This is a genomic window from Streptomyces sp. NPDC111507 (genome assembly GCF_055638955.1).
Map to the genome: position 1 here is coordinate 160,268 of NZ_JBVKBU010000001.1, position 15,516 is coordinate 175,783.

Below are 15,516 nucleotides of genomic sequence, written 5' to 3' on the forward strand. Positions count from 1 at the left end.
TGATGGTTCTCCTGTGGTTCAGTCCTGGCCGGGCGGGGTCGAGTCCACCGCGATGGCTTCCGGCTCGGCGGTGACTTCCGGCTTGGCGATGGCTTCCGGCTTGAGCGTCGGGTGGACGGCGACGACGATCCGGTGGTCGCGCCCGCCCTCCGCGTTCCCGTCGTGGTACTTGCGGATGAGCGCGCCGACCCCTTGCGTCAGCTCCTCGATGAACGCGGCCCGGTCGGCGGCGGAGGCGAAGGTCACCTCACCGTCGAGCGCGTAGGTGGCGAGCCGCTTGCGGGCCTTCGCCGCGCCGGTGATCAGCGCCCCCACGTCCCGGACCAGCCGGGCACCGACGGCGAGCAGCCAGCGGGCCGAGAGCTGGTCCCGGAAGCGGTCCGGGTCAGGCTGCACGGCGGCGAGGGCGAGCGGCGAGATGACGTACGACGCCGCCGCCGCGCGCATCAGCCGCTCGGTGACATTGCCCTTGCGGCGCTCGCCCGCGAGCTCGACCAGGCCGTGCCGCTCCAGCGCCTTCAGGTGGTAGTTCACCTTCTGCCGCGGCAGTCCGACCTTTCCGGCCAGCATGGCGGCCGACGCCGGCCCGGCGGCCAGCTCGGCCAGCAGCCGGGCCCGTATGGGGTCAAGCGAGACGGCGGCTGCCTCGGCGTCCTCGATCACGGTCACGTCCAACATGACTCCACCGTCTCACCGAAAACTTTTTTTGTCCAGACGAGTCAAGTCGTCGGAGAACAAGTCGTCGGAGAAGGCGACTCAGCCCTGCGGGCCCCCCTCGTCGAGACGTGCCAATTGGGTCTGGAACCAGTCCAGCCGGGCCTGCAGCAGTGCCGCCTCGGCCACGAGTTCGGACACCCCGAGCCCGGCCGGCAGATCCCCGACCACGGCCCCGCTCCCGGCGCGGACCCGCAGCCCGTCACCGGCCAGCCGCGCGAACCCCGCCAACGACAGGGACGTACGACCGCGTACGCAGCCCGCGCAGGCCGCCGCGAGGGCGCGCCAGCCGGGGCGCCCCCAGCCCGCGTCCCCGAGCGCGGCGGCCACCGCGCCGCAGGCGCAGGGACCGACCGTCGCGCTCCGCACCCGCTGGCGGGCGTAGCGGAACCCCTGTTCGAAGCGGATGTAGGAGCCGAGGACGGAGACCTCCAGGAGGACGGCCGCCCGGTGCTCGGCGGTGCAGAGCATGGCCTCGGCCGCGGCCGAGTCGTGCACGCAGTGGAAGCCGCAGTCGCAGCGGCGGTGTGGCGCCCGGTGCCGCAGCCCGTAGACGCAGCGCGCCTCGTCCAGCACTCCGTACGGCACCGCGCCGCCCAGGGAGACGCCGGTGAACCCGGCCCGGGTGCCGTCCTGGGACAGCACCGGGTGGGCGATCTTGTATCCGGTCGGCGGCTCCGTCGGGCGTTCCTCGGGGAGCCGCAGCCTCATCGGGCGACCGGGACCTCTTCGGGCGCGGACGTCTCCAGCTCCTCGACCGCTTCGGGAAGCTCCTCGGGAAGTGGGAGATTGTCTTCGTCCGCGCGAGTCCGCTCTTGCGCGACTCCGGTGGCGAGTGCCTTGCCCAGCCTCATGACGCCTCCCGCGATCTGCCGTCGACTTCCGTCCCCGCCATGGTGACCCATGAGGGGCCGGGTTGGCACCAGGGCCTCACGAAAGCGGCCACCTGGTAGCAACGCTTTCCTTTACCTCGTAGAAGAATTAAGTGGAGCTTCACAGTGGAGTTGCCGAGACTACGCGTATGACGACCTCGGCCCCCTCCGCCCCTCCCCCCGCTTCTTCCCCCACCCCTCCCTTCGGCCGTGCGCTCTGCGCGATGGTCACGCCCTTCACCGACGCGGGCGCGCTCGACCTCGACGGGGCGGGGCGGCTCGCCGACCGGCTGGTCCGCGCGGGCTGCGACGGCCTGGTCCTGTCCGGCACCACGGGCGAGTCCCCGACCACGACCGACGCCGAGAAGTCCGCGCTCGTACGCGCCGTGCGCGAGGCGGTCGGCGACCGGGCCGTGATCGTCGCGGGCGTTGGCACCGCCGACACGCGGCACACCGTCGAACTGGCCCTGGCGGCCGAAAAGGCGGGCGCGGACGGCCTGTTGGTCGTGACGCCGTATTACAGCAGGCCTCCGCAGGACGCCGTCGAGGCCCACTTCCGGGAGATCGCCGACGCCACCGGACTGCCGCTCACGCTGTACGACATTCCCGGCCGCACCGGCACCCGTATCGAGCCCGACACCCTGATCCGGCTCGCCGAGCACCCCCGGATCGTGGCCGTCAAGGACTGCGCGTACGACCTCCTCGGCACCCAGAAGGTGCTGGCCCGCACGGAGTTGGCGTACTACGCGGGCTGCGACGAGCAGGTGCTCGCGCTGCGGGCGGTCGGCGGGACCGGGTACATCAGCACGGTGGCGAACGCCGCACCCGGCGCCTTCCACGCGATCCTCGACGCGTTCGAGGCGGGGGACACGGCGGAGGCGGCCCGTCGGCAACAACGCGCCGTCCCGCTCATCGAGTTGATGATGTCGTCGGGCCTGCCCGGCACGGTCACGGCCAAGGCCCTGCTCGCCCGGCTCGGCCTGCCCGCGGGTCCGGTCCGCCCGCCGCTGCGGCCCGCCGGCCGGGAGGTGGCCGACGGACTGCTGGCGGCGTACGAGGAGTTGGCGGCCGCCTGATCAGCGCCTGGCGAAGACCGGTGTCCAGCGCCCGGCGGCGCCGTCCTGGCCACCCCGGAATCCGCTCAGCGGTACCTCCTTGCCGCTGCCCGGGGCGACGACCACGAGCCGGTTGTGGAACTCGTTCGAGCCCGGCGTGATGTCCCAGGCGATCAGGCGCTTGTTGTCGACCCAGGCGAGCAGTTCCTGCCCGCGTACGGTCGTGATCCGCCGGCCGGTGACGGGGTCCAGGATCGCGGAGGCGGTGTTCTTCGCGCCGCCCGCGAAGTCGCCCGCGGCGCGCCTGCCGTCCGGGGACAGCCGCGCGTCGACGTACCAGGGCAGGTGCTTCTCGTTCGCGGGCGCTGGAACCTGGTGGCCCCGGAAGTCGTAGAAGTACTGGCCCGGTGTCGTGGTGAACCCGGTGTAGACCAGGTTTCCGTCGTGGCTGAAGCCGAAGTCCTGGCGGTCGTTGAGGCCACTGCCGTCGCCGGGCGACACCTCGTTCCAGGACGCCGCCTCACCGGAAGCGACATCGACGACGTAGAAGCCGGTCCGGCCCGGCTCCTGGAAGTTCGGCCAGGGGCTGCCCTGATCGTCCTTCGGCGTGACATGCAGATCGGGGTTCTTCTTGTAGGTCGTCGCGACGAGTTTGCGGCCGTCGTGCGAGAACGCGACCGCTCCGACGGTGTGGTCGACCGGAATCCAGCGCTCCACCTTGCCGGTGAGCAGGTTGAGCAGACCGATCCGCTGTGCGGGCAGTGTCCGCTCCAGGACGGCGGCGGTCCGCAGGCCGGGGGCGACCGCCACGAACGACCACTTCGTCTTCTCGTACGTACGGGTGCGCGCGTCGAGGAGCCAGTACGTGCGGACGTCGGCGTGGTGCGTGGCCGACAGCTTGACGTTCGTCTGGGTGTAGTACGCGGCCAGCGCGACTCCCCCGGCCGCGATCAGGTCGCGCGGTGGGGTCTGGCCGGGGTGGGCGATGATGTCGTTCTCGTTCAGGACGTTCGCCGGGCGCACGTCGTCCTTGCCGGTGCCCAGCACGGGCATCGCGACGGCGACGGCGACCGCCGCGGCGGTGGCCACGGCGGCGGACACGATCGTGCGGGTCCGGCGGCGCCGTCGCACGGCCAGTACCCGGTCGGCGAAGTCCACGGGCGGCGGGGCGAGATCCGCGACCTGCTCGTGGAAGGAGTCTCGGACGAGGTCGTCGACGTTCACGGGCGCACCTCCAGCGGCGAGAAGTCACGGGACGACGGCCGCTCGTCGTCGCCCGGGCCGAGTGCGGCCAGTTCGGGGGCGAGGGCGCGCAGCCGGGCGAGCGAGCGGTGGGTGGTGGACCGTACGGTTCCGACGGAGCAGCCGAGGAGGCGGGCCACGTCGGCCTCGGGCAGGTCCTCGAAGTAGCGCAGGACGAGCACGATGCGCTGCCGGGCGGTGAGCCGGGCCAGCGCCCCCCGCATCACGACCCGCAACTCCGCGGCGGACGAGGCGTCCGTGTCGTGGAACCCGCCCTCGGGCGGCTCGGCGACGCTCAACTCGCGCCGGGGCCACTTCAGCCGCCAGCGGCTCACCTGCTGGCGGTACAGGACCTGCCGTACGTACGCCTCGGGTTCGTCGATCCGGTGCCATCGCCCCGCGGCTTTGATCAGGGCGTTCTGCAGCAGATCCTCGGCGGCGTGCCGGTCGCCGCCGCTGAGCAGCACGGCCGTCCTCAACAGCGTGGACGACCGATTCGCCACGAAATCCCGGAAGCTCTTCTGCGCTTCGGCATCCATCGTCACCTACGTCTTCCCCGAGGGTCTGCTCCGACGGCCCTCACGGCCCGCCCCTGTACCCCCTTGTGACGCGTGTGACCGCCCGCCGCTATGCCCCGGGGCCACGATCAATTCCACGGCGGATGAGAGAGAAAGGCGACAAGAGAAAAGGCAAGGAGGTGATGACCCACTCCTTGCCACTCTCAACTTATAGCGCACCGGGGGGCTTGCGGCAAGGCCCCCGTCGTGCCGCAGAATCTCCGGCCGAGGCCGGAATCGACGAGGAGTCGGTAGCGCCGCATGTCCGCATGAACCCCACGGGACCGCCCCGTCACAACCCCGCACACGAGAACCCGCACCCACCGGTCCACACGCCTTGCCGCGCGCAAGGGTCACGAGCGACCTCACCTTCGCAGCATTCGGAGCCAACGACGTGAACCCCCTGACCACCAGCGCGTTCGACCTTCCCGACCGCCTCTGTGCCAAGGCCGACCCGACACTGATCTCCGGCGACGAGCAGTACTTCGCAGCCCTCGCGGAGTGCCTGGAGCAGTCGATCACCGAGCTGACCGACCGCCTCGACGCCGCGCGCCGGGCGCCCGGCGGCCTCGGCCGGCAGGCGATGGACCGGGACATCGAGATCCACCGGCTGACCGCTCGCCTGCGCGCACTGCGTCGCTTCGGTCTGGACCTGTGCCTGGGGCACATGGTCGGCGCGGACAGCCCCGAGCCCGTGTACGTCGGACGACTCGGCCTTACGGACAGCACGGGGCGTCGGCTGCTGATCGACTGGCGCTCCCCTGCCGCCGAGCCGTTCTTCGGAGCCACCCACGCCAACCCGATGGGGCTGGCGAGCCGCCGCAGGTATCGCTGGACGCGCGGCCGGATCGGCGACTACTGGGACGAGGTGTTCACCTCGGACGGGTTCGCCGGGCACGCCGCGCTCGACGACCAGTCCGCCTTCATCGCCAGCCTGGGCGGAGACCGGTCGGGGCGGATGCGGGACGTGCTCGGCACCATCCAGGCCGACCAGGACGCCATCATCCGCGCGGGATCACGCGGCGCTCTCGTCGTCGACGGCGGCCCGGGTACGGGCAAGACGGTCGTCGCCCTGCACCGCTCCGCCTACCTCCTCCACTCCGACCCGCGCCTCGGTCACCGCCGGGGCGGCGTACTGTTCGTCGGTCCGCACCGGCCCTACCTGGCGTACGTCGCCGACGTCCTGCCCAGCCTCGGAGAGGAGGGCGTGCAGACGTGCGTCCTGCGGGACCTCGTCGCCGAGGGAGCCGCGGCGACGATCGAGGCCGACCCGGACGTGGCCGCCCTGAAGTCGTCCACGAACCTGGTGAAGGCGATCGAGACGGCCGTCAGGTTCTACGAGGAGCCGCCCACCGAGGGGATGACGGTCACGACCCACTGGTCCGACATCTGGCTGAGCGCCGACGACTGGGCCATGGCGTTCGAAGCGGCGGAACCCGGTACTCCGCACAACGAGGCCCGCGACCAGGTCTGGGAAGAACTGCTCACGATTCTGGTGGACAGGCACGACGACGCCTCGGCGCATGACGACGACGTCTCGGCCGACCTGCTCCGCGCGTCGCTGCAGCGGAACAGGGAGCTGCTCCTGGCCTTCAACCGCGCGTGGCCGCTGCTCGAAGCGGCCGACCTCGTGTCAGATCTGTGGTCGGTACCCGCCTACCTGCGCACGTGCGCACCCTGGCTCGGCCCCGACGAGGTCCGGAAGCTGCAGCGCGCGGACGCCCAGGCCTGGACGGTGTCCGACCTGCCGTTCCTGGACGCGGCACGGCAGCGGCTCGGCGACCCGGAGGCGGCACGGCGCAAGCGTCGCAACGAAGCCGCCGTGGCCGCCGAACGCGCGCGCAGGGCCGACGTCATCGACAGCCTGCTGCAGAACGTCGTGATCGACGAGAGCGAGGGCGCGCTGGGCATGCTGCACGGACAGGACCTGCGCGACACCCTGGTCGACGAGAGCGCGCTGCCCGGCACCGAACCGGACCTGCTGGCGGGCCCGTTCGCGCACATCGTCGTGGACGAGGCCCAGGAGCTCACCGACGCTGAGTGGCAGATGCTGATGCTGCGGTGCCCGTCCCGGAGCTTCACCATCGTCGGGGACCGCGCCCAGGCCAGGCACGGATTCACGGAGTCGTGGCGGGAACGGCTCGAGCGGATCGGGCTCGACCGGATCGAGTCGGCCTCCCTGAGCATCAACTACCGGACGCCGGAAGAAATCATGGCGGAGGCCGAGCCGGTCATCCGGGCCGTGCTCCCGGACGCCAATGTGCCGACCTCGATCCGCAGCGGCGGCGTTCCCGTCGTCCACGGATCCGCCGCGGATCTGGGTTCGATCCTCGACACCTGGCTCGCCACGCACGCCGACGGGATCGCCTGCGTCATCGGTGATCCCTCCTTCCGGACGACGTCCCGTGTCCGTTCGCTGACCCCGGAGCTGTCGAAGGGGCTCGAGTTCGACCTGGTCGTCCTCATCGACCCGGAGGCGTTCGGCGAAGGCATCGAAGGAGCGGTCGACCGCTATGTCGCGATGACCCGGGCGACCCGGCAACTCGTCGTCCTCACGAGCTGATGGAGCCGTTCCCCGCGCCCGATGACGAACCCTCAGTGCCCGAGGACTGCTCCGCGGGCAGGGCCGCCCGCATCGCCTTTGCGGTGGCGGTCGGGTCGTAATCCTCGGGGACTCCTTCGACCAGGATGATCTCGCCGTCGATGTGCCGCGACCGCAGGGGTGCGATGTCCTGGTACGCGGGTGAGTCCCACCAGGCCCGCGCTTCGGCGATCCCCGGGAACCCGATCACGACGACGTGCCCGGGCCAACTGCCCTCCTTCACCTCGTGCTGCGCGGCATGCACGAGAAAGCGTCCGCCGTACGGCTCGAAGGTGGTGGGGATGCGCTCGATGTACTCGGCGATCTCCGGGTGCGGGGCGGCCTCTTGCAGGTGAGCAATGGCGTAGGCGGGCATGGTGGTCCTTCCGGTCGGCCGGGCTCCGTACGCTGGAAGCCTGGCGTGCGGGCGCACCCCGGTCGATGACCTGAGAGGTAAGGGGCCCCCGCCCGCGGCGCGGACTGCCGGCGCGCATGCCCGATCCGACGGCGACCGACGAGGAACGCGCTCTTCCGAACTGGTGCGGCGCGGCCGATAGGATCGGCCCATGACGTCACATCAGGCGGATGCCGCGTAGGTCGCCGCGCGAGCTGAGGGCCGCCGTGCCCGACGGGCCGAGCGACGGTGCGGCGAGCACGCTGCTCATCAGCGCGTGTCCTGGGCCGCCGGCGTGTGCTGCCGTGCACACGTACCTCTTCGTCGACGGCCTCGACGTGGTCGCGCGCAGCGACAGCAGAATGGCCGGCCTCGATCCGAGGCGGCTGCTCCGCCCGGGCGGACCGCTCTGTCCGACGGACAGGCCGCGCACGGTGGATGTGGCGGCCCAGGAGCAGCCCGAGCCAGGGCCGGACAGGCTGACCATCCGGGTCCGGCTCCGGGGCGAGACGGTCCTCTGGTCCGACCTGATGTACCAGGGCCTCGATGGCACCGTGGTCGAGGAGGCTCGCTTCCGCCTGGAGCAGTACCTGGGCGAGGTCGAGCGCGCATACGCGGCGTTGAAAGATCCGCGTGCAGTGCCGGCTGAGCCGCTCCGACGCTGCTGAGGCCGAGCCGGCGCAGGCATGAAGACGGGTGCCTGGAGTGGCAGCGAGCGCCCTCCCGGCCGCCTTGGGGCCGTGGAAGGGCGCTCGATGGTGACCAGCGTCGACAGCCGCCGACAGATCGGCAGCAGGTCAGGGCGTTGATCGAGGGGGCGGCCGCAGGTCACGGCCACCCGTGATCAGTTGTGGCTGTGCAGAATCTCGTTCAGGCCGCCCCACACCGCGTTGTTCGGCCGCGCCTCGACGGTTCCGGTCACCGAGTTGCGGCGGAAGAGGATGTTCGACGCACCGGACAGCTCCCGGGCCTTGACGATCTGCCCGTCGGGCATGGTCACGCGGGTGCCCGCGGTGACGTACAGCCCCGCCTCGACCACGCACTCGTCTCCGAGGGCGATACCGACGCCCGCCTCGGCGCCGATCAGGCAGCGCTCGCCGATGGTGATGCGGACGTTGCCACCGCCGGACAGGGTGCCCATGGTGGAGGCGCCGCCGCCGATGTCGGAGCCGTCGCCGACCACGACACCGGCCGAGATGCGGCCCTCGACCATCGACGTGCCGAGCGTGCCCGCGTTGAAGTTCACGAAGCCCTCGTGCATGACGGTGGTGCCCTCGGCGAGGTGCGCGCCGAGCCGGACGCGGTCGGCGTCGGCGATCCGGACGCCCTTGGGGGCGACGTAGTCGGTCATGCGCGGGAACTTGTCGATGGACGTCACCTGGAGGTGCAGGCCCTCGGCGCGGGCGTTGAGGCGCACCTTCTCGACGTCGTCCACCGCGACCGGGCCGAGCGAGGTCCAGGCGACGTTGGCGAGGTGACCGAAGATGCCGTCCAGGCTCTGGCCGTGCGGCTTCACGAGGCGGTGCGAGAGCAGGTGCAGGCGCAGGTAGGCGTCGTGCGCGTCGATCGGCTTCTCGTCCAGTGAGGCGATGACCGTGCGGACCGCGACCACTTCGACGCCCCGGCGGGCGTCGGGCCCGATGGCTTTGGCGGCGCCGTCGCCGAGCAGCTCGACGGCACGCTCGGCGGACAGCCGCTCGGTGCCGGACGGGCCGGGGCCCTCGGCATTCACAGCGGACAGCTCGGGCGCGGGGAACCAGGTGTCGAGGACGGTGCCGTCGGCCGTGAGGGTGGCGAGGCCGGCGGCGACGGCGCCGGTGGTGCGAGTAGCAGTCGTGTCGGTCATGGGTGAAACCTAACGTGGCCCGGGGCGCACGAGCGAACCGGTACACCCGCCATCTCACGTGCCGGGCGCCCCGTACGCCCCCTCCGCGGGACACCCGGCAGGACCCGGCCCTCGCACCCCGCGCGTGCCCCCGCGCCGGCCCTCCCCCTCAGCCGATCAGCCGCCCCAGCACCTCCCGCGCATACCCCTCGTCGTACGAGGCCCCCGTCAGCAGCACCTGCAGACAGATTCCGTCCACCAGCGCCACCAGCGCCCTCGCGGTGACGGGGTCGGTACGGCGGGCGAGGGGTTCGGCGAGGTCCTGGACCCATTCGGCGGCGACGGGGCGCAGGGCGGGTCGGCGCAGCGCCGCGAGGTAGAGCTCGTACTCCAGCTCCACCCCCGTACGGTCGCCCGCGAGCCACTCCCCCATCAGCCCGGCGAGTTCACCGGCGAGGTCGGCTCGGGGGTCCTCCAGCGCGCCGCGCGCGGCGATCACCTTGGCGAAGCCCTCGTTCGCCTGGCGCAGCGCGGCGACCATGAGTTCGTCGAGGGTCTTGAAGTGGTACGTGGTGGAGCCGAGCGGCACATCGGCCTCGGCGGCGACGGTGCGGTGGCTCAGCCCGGCGAGTCCCTTGGCGCCCACGACCCGGATCGCCGCGTCGATGATCCGCTGCCGCCGCTCGGGGTCGTAGCGGCGCGCCGCCATCAGTGGGCCCCGCCGAGGTTCAGCACCACGACCCCGCCGATGATCAGCAGTATCCCGGCGACCTTGGTGAGGTTGAGCGCCTCGCCGAGGAACACCATGCCGATCGCGGCGATGACGGCTGTGCCGGCACCGGCCCAGATCGCGTAGGCCGTGCCGACCTGGACGGTCTTGAGGCACTGCGCGAGCAGCACGAAGGCGATGACGTATCCGAGGACGGTCACCAGCGAGGGCCAGAGCCTGCTGAAGCCCTCGCTGTACTTCATGGCGGTCGTGGCGGCCACCTCGGAGGCGATGGCTCCGGCGAGCAGTGCGTATCCCATGTGTACGAGTGTACGCATCGATGCGTACGTGCGTACACAAGGAGCGCGAGCCCCTCGCCACAGCTCACCCCGCAGCCGGCCGGCAGGCCACCGGCCCCGGTTCGCGTACCCGCGCCAGGCGGTCGAGCGTCCGCCGCTTGGCGTGGGCGGCCCGGCGCAGCACCTCCACCCGTCGGTAGCACAGCAGTTCGGCGGGGTCGGGGCGGACGGCCCCGGCGAGTTCGTAGCCGTACGAGGTCAGCCGGTCGCCCAACACGGCCTCGCTCAGCCGTATGTGATCGGGTGTCAGCCCAGTGGTCCAGGTGCCCGCCCGGGAGGTGTCCAGTGCGCCGCGGGTGCGCCGGTGCCAGGTCTTGCGGGCGGGTACGGCCATGCCTGCGACGCGGTGCGGCTCGGTCATCCCGGGGGCGTACTCCTCGCCCAGGAACCCGCACACGCCCCGGAGTTGACCCGCGGGATCGGCCACGAGGTCCTCGAAGCGAAGTTCGTACCAGCTGTCCGGGCCCAGTTCGCGCGCGTACTTGCGGGTGGTGTCCACGACCTGTGCCCAGGTGGCCACGGCCTCATGGAATCCCTGGTGCCACCAGGGCATCCGCAGCAGTGAGGCGACGCAGTCCCGGCCGTCCCGTACGAGGTGGACGAACTGCGCGTCGGGGAACAGCCGCAGGATCTCCGCCACGTGCAGGGCGTACGCGGGCCGCTTGTCGCCCCAGCGCACCTTGCCGTGTTCCTCGGCGTACGCCCGGAGCGCGATCCCGAGGGCCGAACCGAGGGTCGGCGGCCCGTCGGTGATCCGCTCGGCCACGCGACCGGCGTCCAGCCCGAGCTCGTGGAAGCGGGTCTCCCTGCGGCCCGTGATCCAGCGCGCGAGCCCGGCCCGGTTGTCGCGCTCCGCCAGATCGCCGAACGCCAGCCTTCCTTCGTAGGCGGGGAGCACGAAGCGGGTTTCGGGCGGCAGGGCGATCCGTGGATGCGCATGCAGCATCAGCTGGAGAAGCGTGGTTCCCGAGCGTGGGCAGCCGAGGACGAACACCGGACGTGTGGGGGTGGGTTGCACAGAAGCGGACACGACCTCACGCTGTCGCGCCCCGATGAGCCCGGACTTGGATCACACTGAGAATGCAATGTGAAGCCACCACGCCCATGAAATCCCACGAACCCCCATGAATCCCCGTGGGGCCACCGGGATCAGTGGGGAAACGGCTGCTCAGAAGTCACCAAGTCCACTACTGTTTCACCAGTCGCGCACCGGGTTTCCACGGCTACCGCCGTTCCGTGTGCCTGCGCCCCCTCTTGTGCTGAGACCAGTAGACGAATCCGCGTGCGCCTTGGGCGACGCTGGAGGAACGCGCATGCCAGAAACAACGCCAGAGTCCGAACCCGAGCCCGGGCCCGACCAGCCCGTGCCCACTTCGGAGGAACCCGCCTGGCGCCCCACCCCCCAAGGCACTCCCTACCCTGCGGAACTGCCTCCCTTCGTCGAGCCGCCGGTGCCCTGGGAGTCCGGGGAGTTCCCGGACGAGGGACGGCTGCCCGGAACCCGACGGCTGTGGATGGCCGGCGGACTCGCGGTGGCGGTACTCATCGCCACCGCGACCGCGATCGCCGTGCTGGACAGCAACACTGACGCCGCGTCGAAGGACCGGGCGAACCACACCGCCTCCGACACCGACGTCCCGTTCATACCCGGCTTCTCCGCCTCGGCCGACGGCAGCACCACGGCCCCGGCAGGCAAGAACGCCCTGTCCTCCCCGCGGCACTCCGGCTCCACCTCCACCGCGTCGGACTCGGCCTCGCCGGGGCCCTCGGAACAGGGGTCCGACGACAAGCCCGTCGCCGGCACCACCGAGCCGTCGAAGACCGCCTCGTCCAGCAAGCCTCCCGAGTCCAAGCCCGTCTCCTCGCGGAAGTCGCTCCAGTCGGTCAACTACCCGGACCGCTACTGGCATCTGAGCAACGGCTTCGTACGGCTCGATCCGGTGGATTCGGGCAGTTCGGGCTCGACCAAGCAGGACGCCAGCTTCAAGGTGGTGGCGGGACTCGGCAACTCCAACTGCTACTCCTTCGCCACCGCCGACGGCGCCTATCTGCGCCACCGCAACTTCTTTCTGCGCGCCGACCGCGACGACGGCTCCGACCTCTTCCGGAAGGACGCCACCTTCTGCCCCCGGACGTCCCCGTACACCGGTGGCGTCATGCTGGAGTCGATCAACTACCCGGGCCGCTATCTGCGCCACCGCAACTTCCAGCTCCGCCTGGACAGGGACGACAACAGTCAGCTCTTCCGCGCGGACTCGGCGTTCCGTGTGGTGAACGGCTGGTCCTGAACGCAGGAGCACCTGTGGCCCCCGGCGAACCGCCGGGGGCCACAGACGTGTGCGAGGGTGTGCGCGGACTCAGACGTTGAACCCGAGCGCTCGAAGCTGCTCACGTCCGTCGTCCGTGATCTTGTCCGGGCCCCACGGCGGCATCCAGACCCAGTTGATGCGCAGTTCGTTGACGATGCCGTCCGTGGCGGACTTGGCCTGGTCCTCGATGACGTCGGTGAGCGGGCAGGCCGCGGACGTCAGGGTCATGTCGATCGTCGCGATGTTCGCGTCGTCGATGTGGATTCCGTAGATCAGGCCGAGGTTGACGACGTCGATGCCCAGCTCGGGGTCGACGACGTCGTACAGCGCCTCACGGACTTCTTCCTCCGAGGCCGGCTTCATCGTCAGGGTCTCGTTCTCGCTCATGCCGTCTTCCTCTCGGCGCTCTCGCCCAGAGCCTGGGCCGTCGCGTCCTTCCATGCCATCCAGCTCAGGAGGGCGCACTTGACCCGGGCCGGGTACTTGGAGACACCGGCGAACGCGACCGCGTCCTCCAGCACCTCCTCCATCGCGTCGTCGGGCTCGATCCTGCCCTTGGACTGCATCAGCTCCAGGAAGGTCTCCTGGATCTTCTGCGCCGCGGACACGTCCTTGCCGACGAGGAGCTCGTTCAGCACGGACGCCGAGGCCTGGCTGATGGAGCAGCCCTGCCCCTCGTACGAGATGTCCGCGATCTGCTCGCCGTCGTACTTCACGCGCAGCGTGATCTCGTCGCCGCACGTCGGGTTGACGTGGTGCACCTCGGCATCGCCATCCCGCAAGCCTCGCCCATGGGGGTGCTTGTAGTGGTCCAGGATGACTTCCTGGTACATCGAATCAAGCTTCACGTCTCAGCCAGCCCCTCAGCCGAAGAAGTTCCGGACGTGCTCCAGGCCGTCCACCAGTGCGTCGATCTCGGCCGGCGTGGAGTACAGATAGAACGACGCTCGCGTGGTCGCAGGAATTCCGTACCGCAGGCAGACCGGGCGTGCGCAGTGGTGTCCGACCCGGACCGCGATGCCCTGCTCGTCCAGGACCTGGCCCACGTCGTGCGGGTGGATGTCACCCAGGGTGAACGAGATCGCGGCGCCGCGGTCCTCGGCCGTGGTCGGACCGATGATCCGCAGGTCAGGGACCTCGCCGAGCCGCTTCACCGCGTACTCGGTGAGCGCGTGCTCATGGGCGAGGATCTTGTCCATGCCGATCGCGTTCAGATAGTCGATCGCCGCGCCGAGGCCGACCGCCTGCGCGATCGGCGGGGTGCCCGCCTCGAACTTGTGCGGCGCCGGGGCGTACGTCGACGAGTGCATCGACACCGTCTCGATCATCTCGCCGCCGCCGAGGAACGGAGGCAGGTCCTCCAGGAGCTCCTGGCGGCCCCACAGCACGCCGATGCCCGTCGGACCGCACATCTTGTGGCCGGTGAAGGCCACGAAGTCGGCCTGGAGGGCCTGGACGTCCAGCGGCATGTGCGGCGCCGCCTGCGAGGCGTCGATGCAGACCAGCGCGCCGACCTCCTGGGCGCGGCGGACTATGGCCTCGACCGGGTTCACGGTGCCCAGGATGTTCGACACCAGCACGAAGGAGACGATCTTCGTCTTCTCGGTGATGATCTCGTTGATGTTCGACAGGTCGAGGCGGCCGTCGTCGGTGAGACCGAACCACTTCAGCTTCGCGCCCGTGCGCTGCGCCAGCAGCTGCCACGGCACGATGTTGGAGTGGTGCTCCATCTCGGTGATGACGATCTCGGTCTCGTGGTCGACCCGGTAGGGCTCGTCGGCCCAGCCGAGCATGTTGGCCACGAGGTTGAGCGACTCGGAGGCGTTCTTGGTGAAGATCACCTCGTCGCGGCTCGGCGCGTTGATGAACGCGGCGACCTTGTCGCGCGCGCCCTCGTACAGCGCCGTGGCCTCCTCGGCGAGCACATGCACACCGCGGTGGACGTTGGCGTTGTAGCGCTCGTAGTACTCACTCAGGGCGTCCAGCACCTGGCGCGGCTTCTGCGAGGTCGCCGCGTTGTCCAGGTACACGAGCTTCCTGCCGTCGTGGACCTGACGGTCCAGGATGGGGAAGTCCTTGCGGATCGCCTCGGTGTCGAGGAGGCCCGGCAGCTGTGTCACGCGGATGCGCCACCCTTCGTGTCGACTTCATGCTTCGCATAAGCCTCGTAGCCCTCGTTCTCCAGCTTGTCGGCGAGCTCGGCGCCGCCGGACTCGACGATGCGGCCGCCGGAGAAGACATGGACGAAGTCGGGCTTGATGTAGCGCAGGATGCGCGTGTAGTGCGTGATCAGCAGGGTGCCGACCTCGCCGGTCTCGCGGACGCGGTTGACACCCTCGGAGACGACGCGCAGGGCGTCGACGTCCAGGCCCGAGTCGGTCTCGTCGAGGATCGCGATCTTCGGCTTGAGCAGCTCCAGCTGGAGGATCTCGTGGCGCTTCTTCTCACCGCCGGAGAAGCCCTCGTTCACGTTGCGCTCGGCGAAGGAGGGGTCCATGGAGAGGCGCTCCATGGTCTCCTTGACCTCCTTCACCCAGGTGCGCAGCTTGGGGGCCTCGCCGCGGACGGCCGTGGCGGAGGTGCGCAGGAAGTTGGAGACCGAGACACCGGGGATCTCGACCGGGTACTGCATGGCCAGGAACAGGCCCGCGCGGGCGCGCTCGTCGACGGACATCTCCAGGACGTCCTCGCCGTCGAGGGTGACGGTGCCGCCGGTGATCGTGTACTTCGGGTGGCCCGCGAGGGAGTAGGCGAGGGTCGACTTGCCGGAGCCGTTGGGGCCCATGATGGCGTGCGTCTCGCCCTGCTTCACGGTCAGGTCGACGCCCTTGAGGATCTCCTTCGTGGCGTTGTCGGCCTCGACGGTGACGTGCAGGTCGTGGATTTCAAGCGTTGCCAT

18 protein-coding genes are annotated in these 15,516 nt (G+C 70.5%); 4 read left to right on the top strand and 14 right to left on the bottom strand.

Going from position 1 to position 15,516, the window contains the following annotated elements; all coding sequences use genetic code 11:
• Nucleotides 1-18 precede the first annotated feature (18 nt).
• The 3 genes from ACZ7M2_RS00735 to ACZ7M2_RS00745 all read right to left on the bottom strand — a co-directional run bounded on the left by ACZ7M2_RS00735 (nucleotide 19) and on the right by ACZ7M2_RS00745 (nucleotide 1,568).
• Nucleotides 19-678 (bottom strand): ArsR/SmtB family transcription factor, encoded by a 660-nt coding sequence (locus ACZ7M2_RS00735; RefSeq protein WP_471593598.1) that lies wholly within the window; start codon nucleotides 676-678, stop codon nucleotides 19-21.
• 78 nt (nucleotides 679-756) lie between these two features.
• Nucleotides 757-1,425 (bottom strand): hypothetical protein, encoded by a 669-nt coding sequence (locus ACZ7M2_RS00740; RefSeq protein ID WP_471593599.1) that lies wholly within the window; start codon nucleotides 1,423-1,425, stop codon nucleotides 757-759.
• The gene (locus tag ACZ7M2_RS00745; RefSeq protein ID WP_471593600.1) at nucleotides 1,422-1,568 is read right to left on the bottom strand and encodes a hypothetical protein; all 147 of its coding nucleotides are present in this window, start codon (nucleotides 1,566-1,568) and stop codon (nucleotides 1,422-1,424) included. Before ACZ7M2_RS00745 ends, ACZ7M2_RS00740 begins: the two co-directional genes overlap by 4 nt.
• A gap of 167 nt (nucleotides 1,569-1,735) precedes the next feature.
• Here ACZ7M2_RS00745 and dapA point away from each other — a divergent pair, with 167 nt between their 5' ends.
• A complete protein-coding gene (gene dapA / locus ACZ7M2_RS00750; RefSeq protein ID WP_471593601.1) occupies nucleotides 1,736-2,662 on the top strand; it encodes a 4-hydroxy-tetrahydrodipicolinate synthase in 927 nt (308 codons plus the stop codon).
• Here the strand turns inward: dapA and ACZ7M2_RS00755 are convergent, their stop codons facing one another.
• A complete protein-coding gene (locus ACZ7M2_RS00755; protein WP_471593602.1) occupies nucleotides 2,663-3,865 on the bottom strand; it encodes a WD40 repeat domain-containing protein in 1,203 nt (400 codons plus the stop codon).
• Nucleotides 3,862-4,422: a SigE family RNA polymerase sigma factor gene (locus tag ACZ7M2_RS00760; protein ID WP_471594493.1), complete on the bottom strand. Its 561-nt coding sequence runs from the start codon at nucleotides 4,420-4,422 to the stop codon at nucleotides 3,862-3,864. Before ACZ7M2_RS00760 ends, ACZ7M2_RS00755 begins: the two co-directional genes overlap by 4 nt.
• 412 nt (nucleotides 4,423-4,834) lie before the next feature.
• On the opposite strand from ACZ7M2_RS00760, the gene helR reads away from it, so the two are divergent.
• Entirely contained in the window at nucleotides 4,835-7,003 is a 2,169-nt protein-coding gene (gene helR, locus ACZ7M2_RS00765; protein ID WP_471593603.1) for an RNA polymerase recycling motor ATPase HelR, read from the top strand.
• Here the strand turns inward: helR and ACZ7M2_RS00770 are convergent.
• The gene (locus ACZ7M2_RS00770; RefSeq protein WP_471593604.1) at nucleotides 6,993-7,397 is read right to left on the bottom strand and encodes a DUF1330 domain-containing protein; all 405 of its coding nucleotides are present in this window, start codon (nucleotides 7,395-7,397) and stop codon (nucleotides 6,993-6,995) included. The genes helR and ACZ7M2_RS00770 overlap by 11 nt on opposite strands.
• Before the next feature lie 209 nt (nucleotides 7,398-7,606).
• On the opposite strand from ACZ7M2_RS00770, the gene ACZ7M2_RS00775 reads away from it, so the two are divergent.
• Nucleotides 7,607-8,083, top strand: a complete 477-nt coding sequence (locus tag ACZ7M2_RS00775) for a hypothetical protein (RefSeq protein WP_471593605.1) — start codon at nucleotides 7,607-7,609, stop codon at nucleotides 8,081-8,083.
• Between the two features lie 176 nt (nucleotides 8,084-8,259).
• Here ACZ7M2_RS00775 and dapD read toward each other — a convergent pair whose 3' ends face one another.
• The 4 genes from dapD to ACZ7M2_RS00795 form a co-directional block, all read right to left on the bottom strand.
• On the bottom strand, nucleotides 8,260-9,261 hold the full coding sequence (gene dapD / locus ACZ7M2_RS00780) for a 2,3,4,5-tetrahydropyridine-2,6-dicarboxylate N-succinyltransferase (protein ID WP_471593606.1): 1,002 nt from the start codon (nucleotides 9,259-9,261) through the stop codon (nucleotides 8,260-8,262).
• Nucleotides 9,262-9,409: 148 nt separating this feature from the next.
• Nucleotides 9,410-9,949 carry a TetR/AcrR family transcriptional regulator gene (locus ACZ7M2_RS00785; protein ID WP_450479507.1) on the bottom strand — a complete coding sequence of 180 codons (540 nt, stop codon included), beginning with the start codon at nucleotides 9,947-9,949 and terminating at the stop codon, nucleotides 9,410-9,412.
• A complete protein-coding gene (locus tag ACZ7M2_RS00790; RefSeq protein WP_352048571.1) occupies nucleotides 9,949-10,269 on the bottom strand; it encodes a DMT family transporter in 321 nt (106 codons plus the stop codon). Before ACZ7M2_RS00790 ends, ACZ7M2_RS00785 begins: the two co-directional genes overlap by 1 nt.
• Nucleotides 10,270-10,333: 64 nt before the next feature.
• Nucleotides 10,334-11,338 (bottom strand): sulfotransferase family protein, encoded by a 1,005-nt coding sequence (locus ACZ7M2_RS00795; protein ID WP_471593607.1) that lies wholly within the window; start codon nucleotides 11,336-11,338, stop codon nucleotides 10,334-10,336.
• 283 nt (nucleotides 11,339-11,621) lie between these two features.
• Here ACZ7M2_RS00795 and ACZ7M2_RS00800 point away from each other — a divergent pair, with 283 nt between their 5' ends.
• Entirely contained in the window at nucleotides 11,622-12,596 is a 975-nt protein-coding gene (locus ACZ7M2_RS00800) for an AbfB domain-containing protein (protein WP_471593608.1), read from the top strand.
• 69 nt (nucleotides 12,597-12,665) lie between these two features.
• Here the strand turns inward: ACZ7M2_RS00800 and ACZ7M2_RS00805 are convergent, their stop codons facing one another.
• The 4 genes from ACZ7M2_RS00805 to sufC are packed head-to-tail and all read right to left on the bottom strand — an operon-like array spanning nucleotide 12,666 to nucleotide 15,516.
• Complete coding sequence (locus tag ACZ7M2_RS00805) at nucleotides 12,666-13,004, bottom strand: metal-sulfur cluster assembly factor (protein WP_054235892.1); 339 nt, start codon at nucleotides 13,002-13,004, stop codon at nucleotides 12,666-12,668.
• Complete coding sequence (sufU, locus tag ACZ7M2_RS00810; RefSeq protein ID WP_352048574.1) at nucleotides 13,001-13,465, bottom strand: Fe-S cluster assembly sulfur transfer protein SufU; 465 nt, start codon at nucleotides 13,463-13,465, stop codon at nucleotides 13,001-13,003. Before sufU ends, ACZ7M2_RS00805 begins: the two co-directional genes overlap by 4 nt.
• A gap of 15 nt (nucleotides 13,466-13,480) precedes the next feature.
• Nucleotides 13,481-14,737, bottom strand: a complete 1,257-nt coding sequence (locus ACZ7M2_RS00815) for a cysteine desulfurase (RefSeq protein WP_054235894.1) — start codon at nucleotides 14,735-14,737, stop codon at nucleotides 13,481-13,483.
• Nucleotides 14,734-15,516 (bottom strand): Fe-S cluster assembly ATPase SufC, encoded by a 783-nt coding sequence (gene sufC, locus ACZ7M2_RS00820; RefSeq protein ID WP_403693033.1) that lies wholly within the window; start codon nucleotides 15,514-15,516, stop codon nucleotides 14,734-14,736. The genes ACZ7M2_RS00815 and sufC overlap by 4 nt, the downstream gene beginning before the upstream one ends.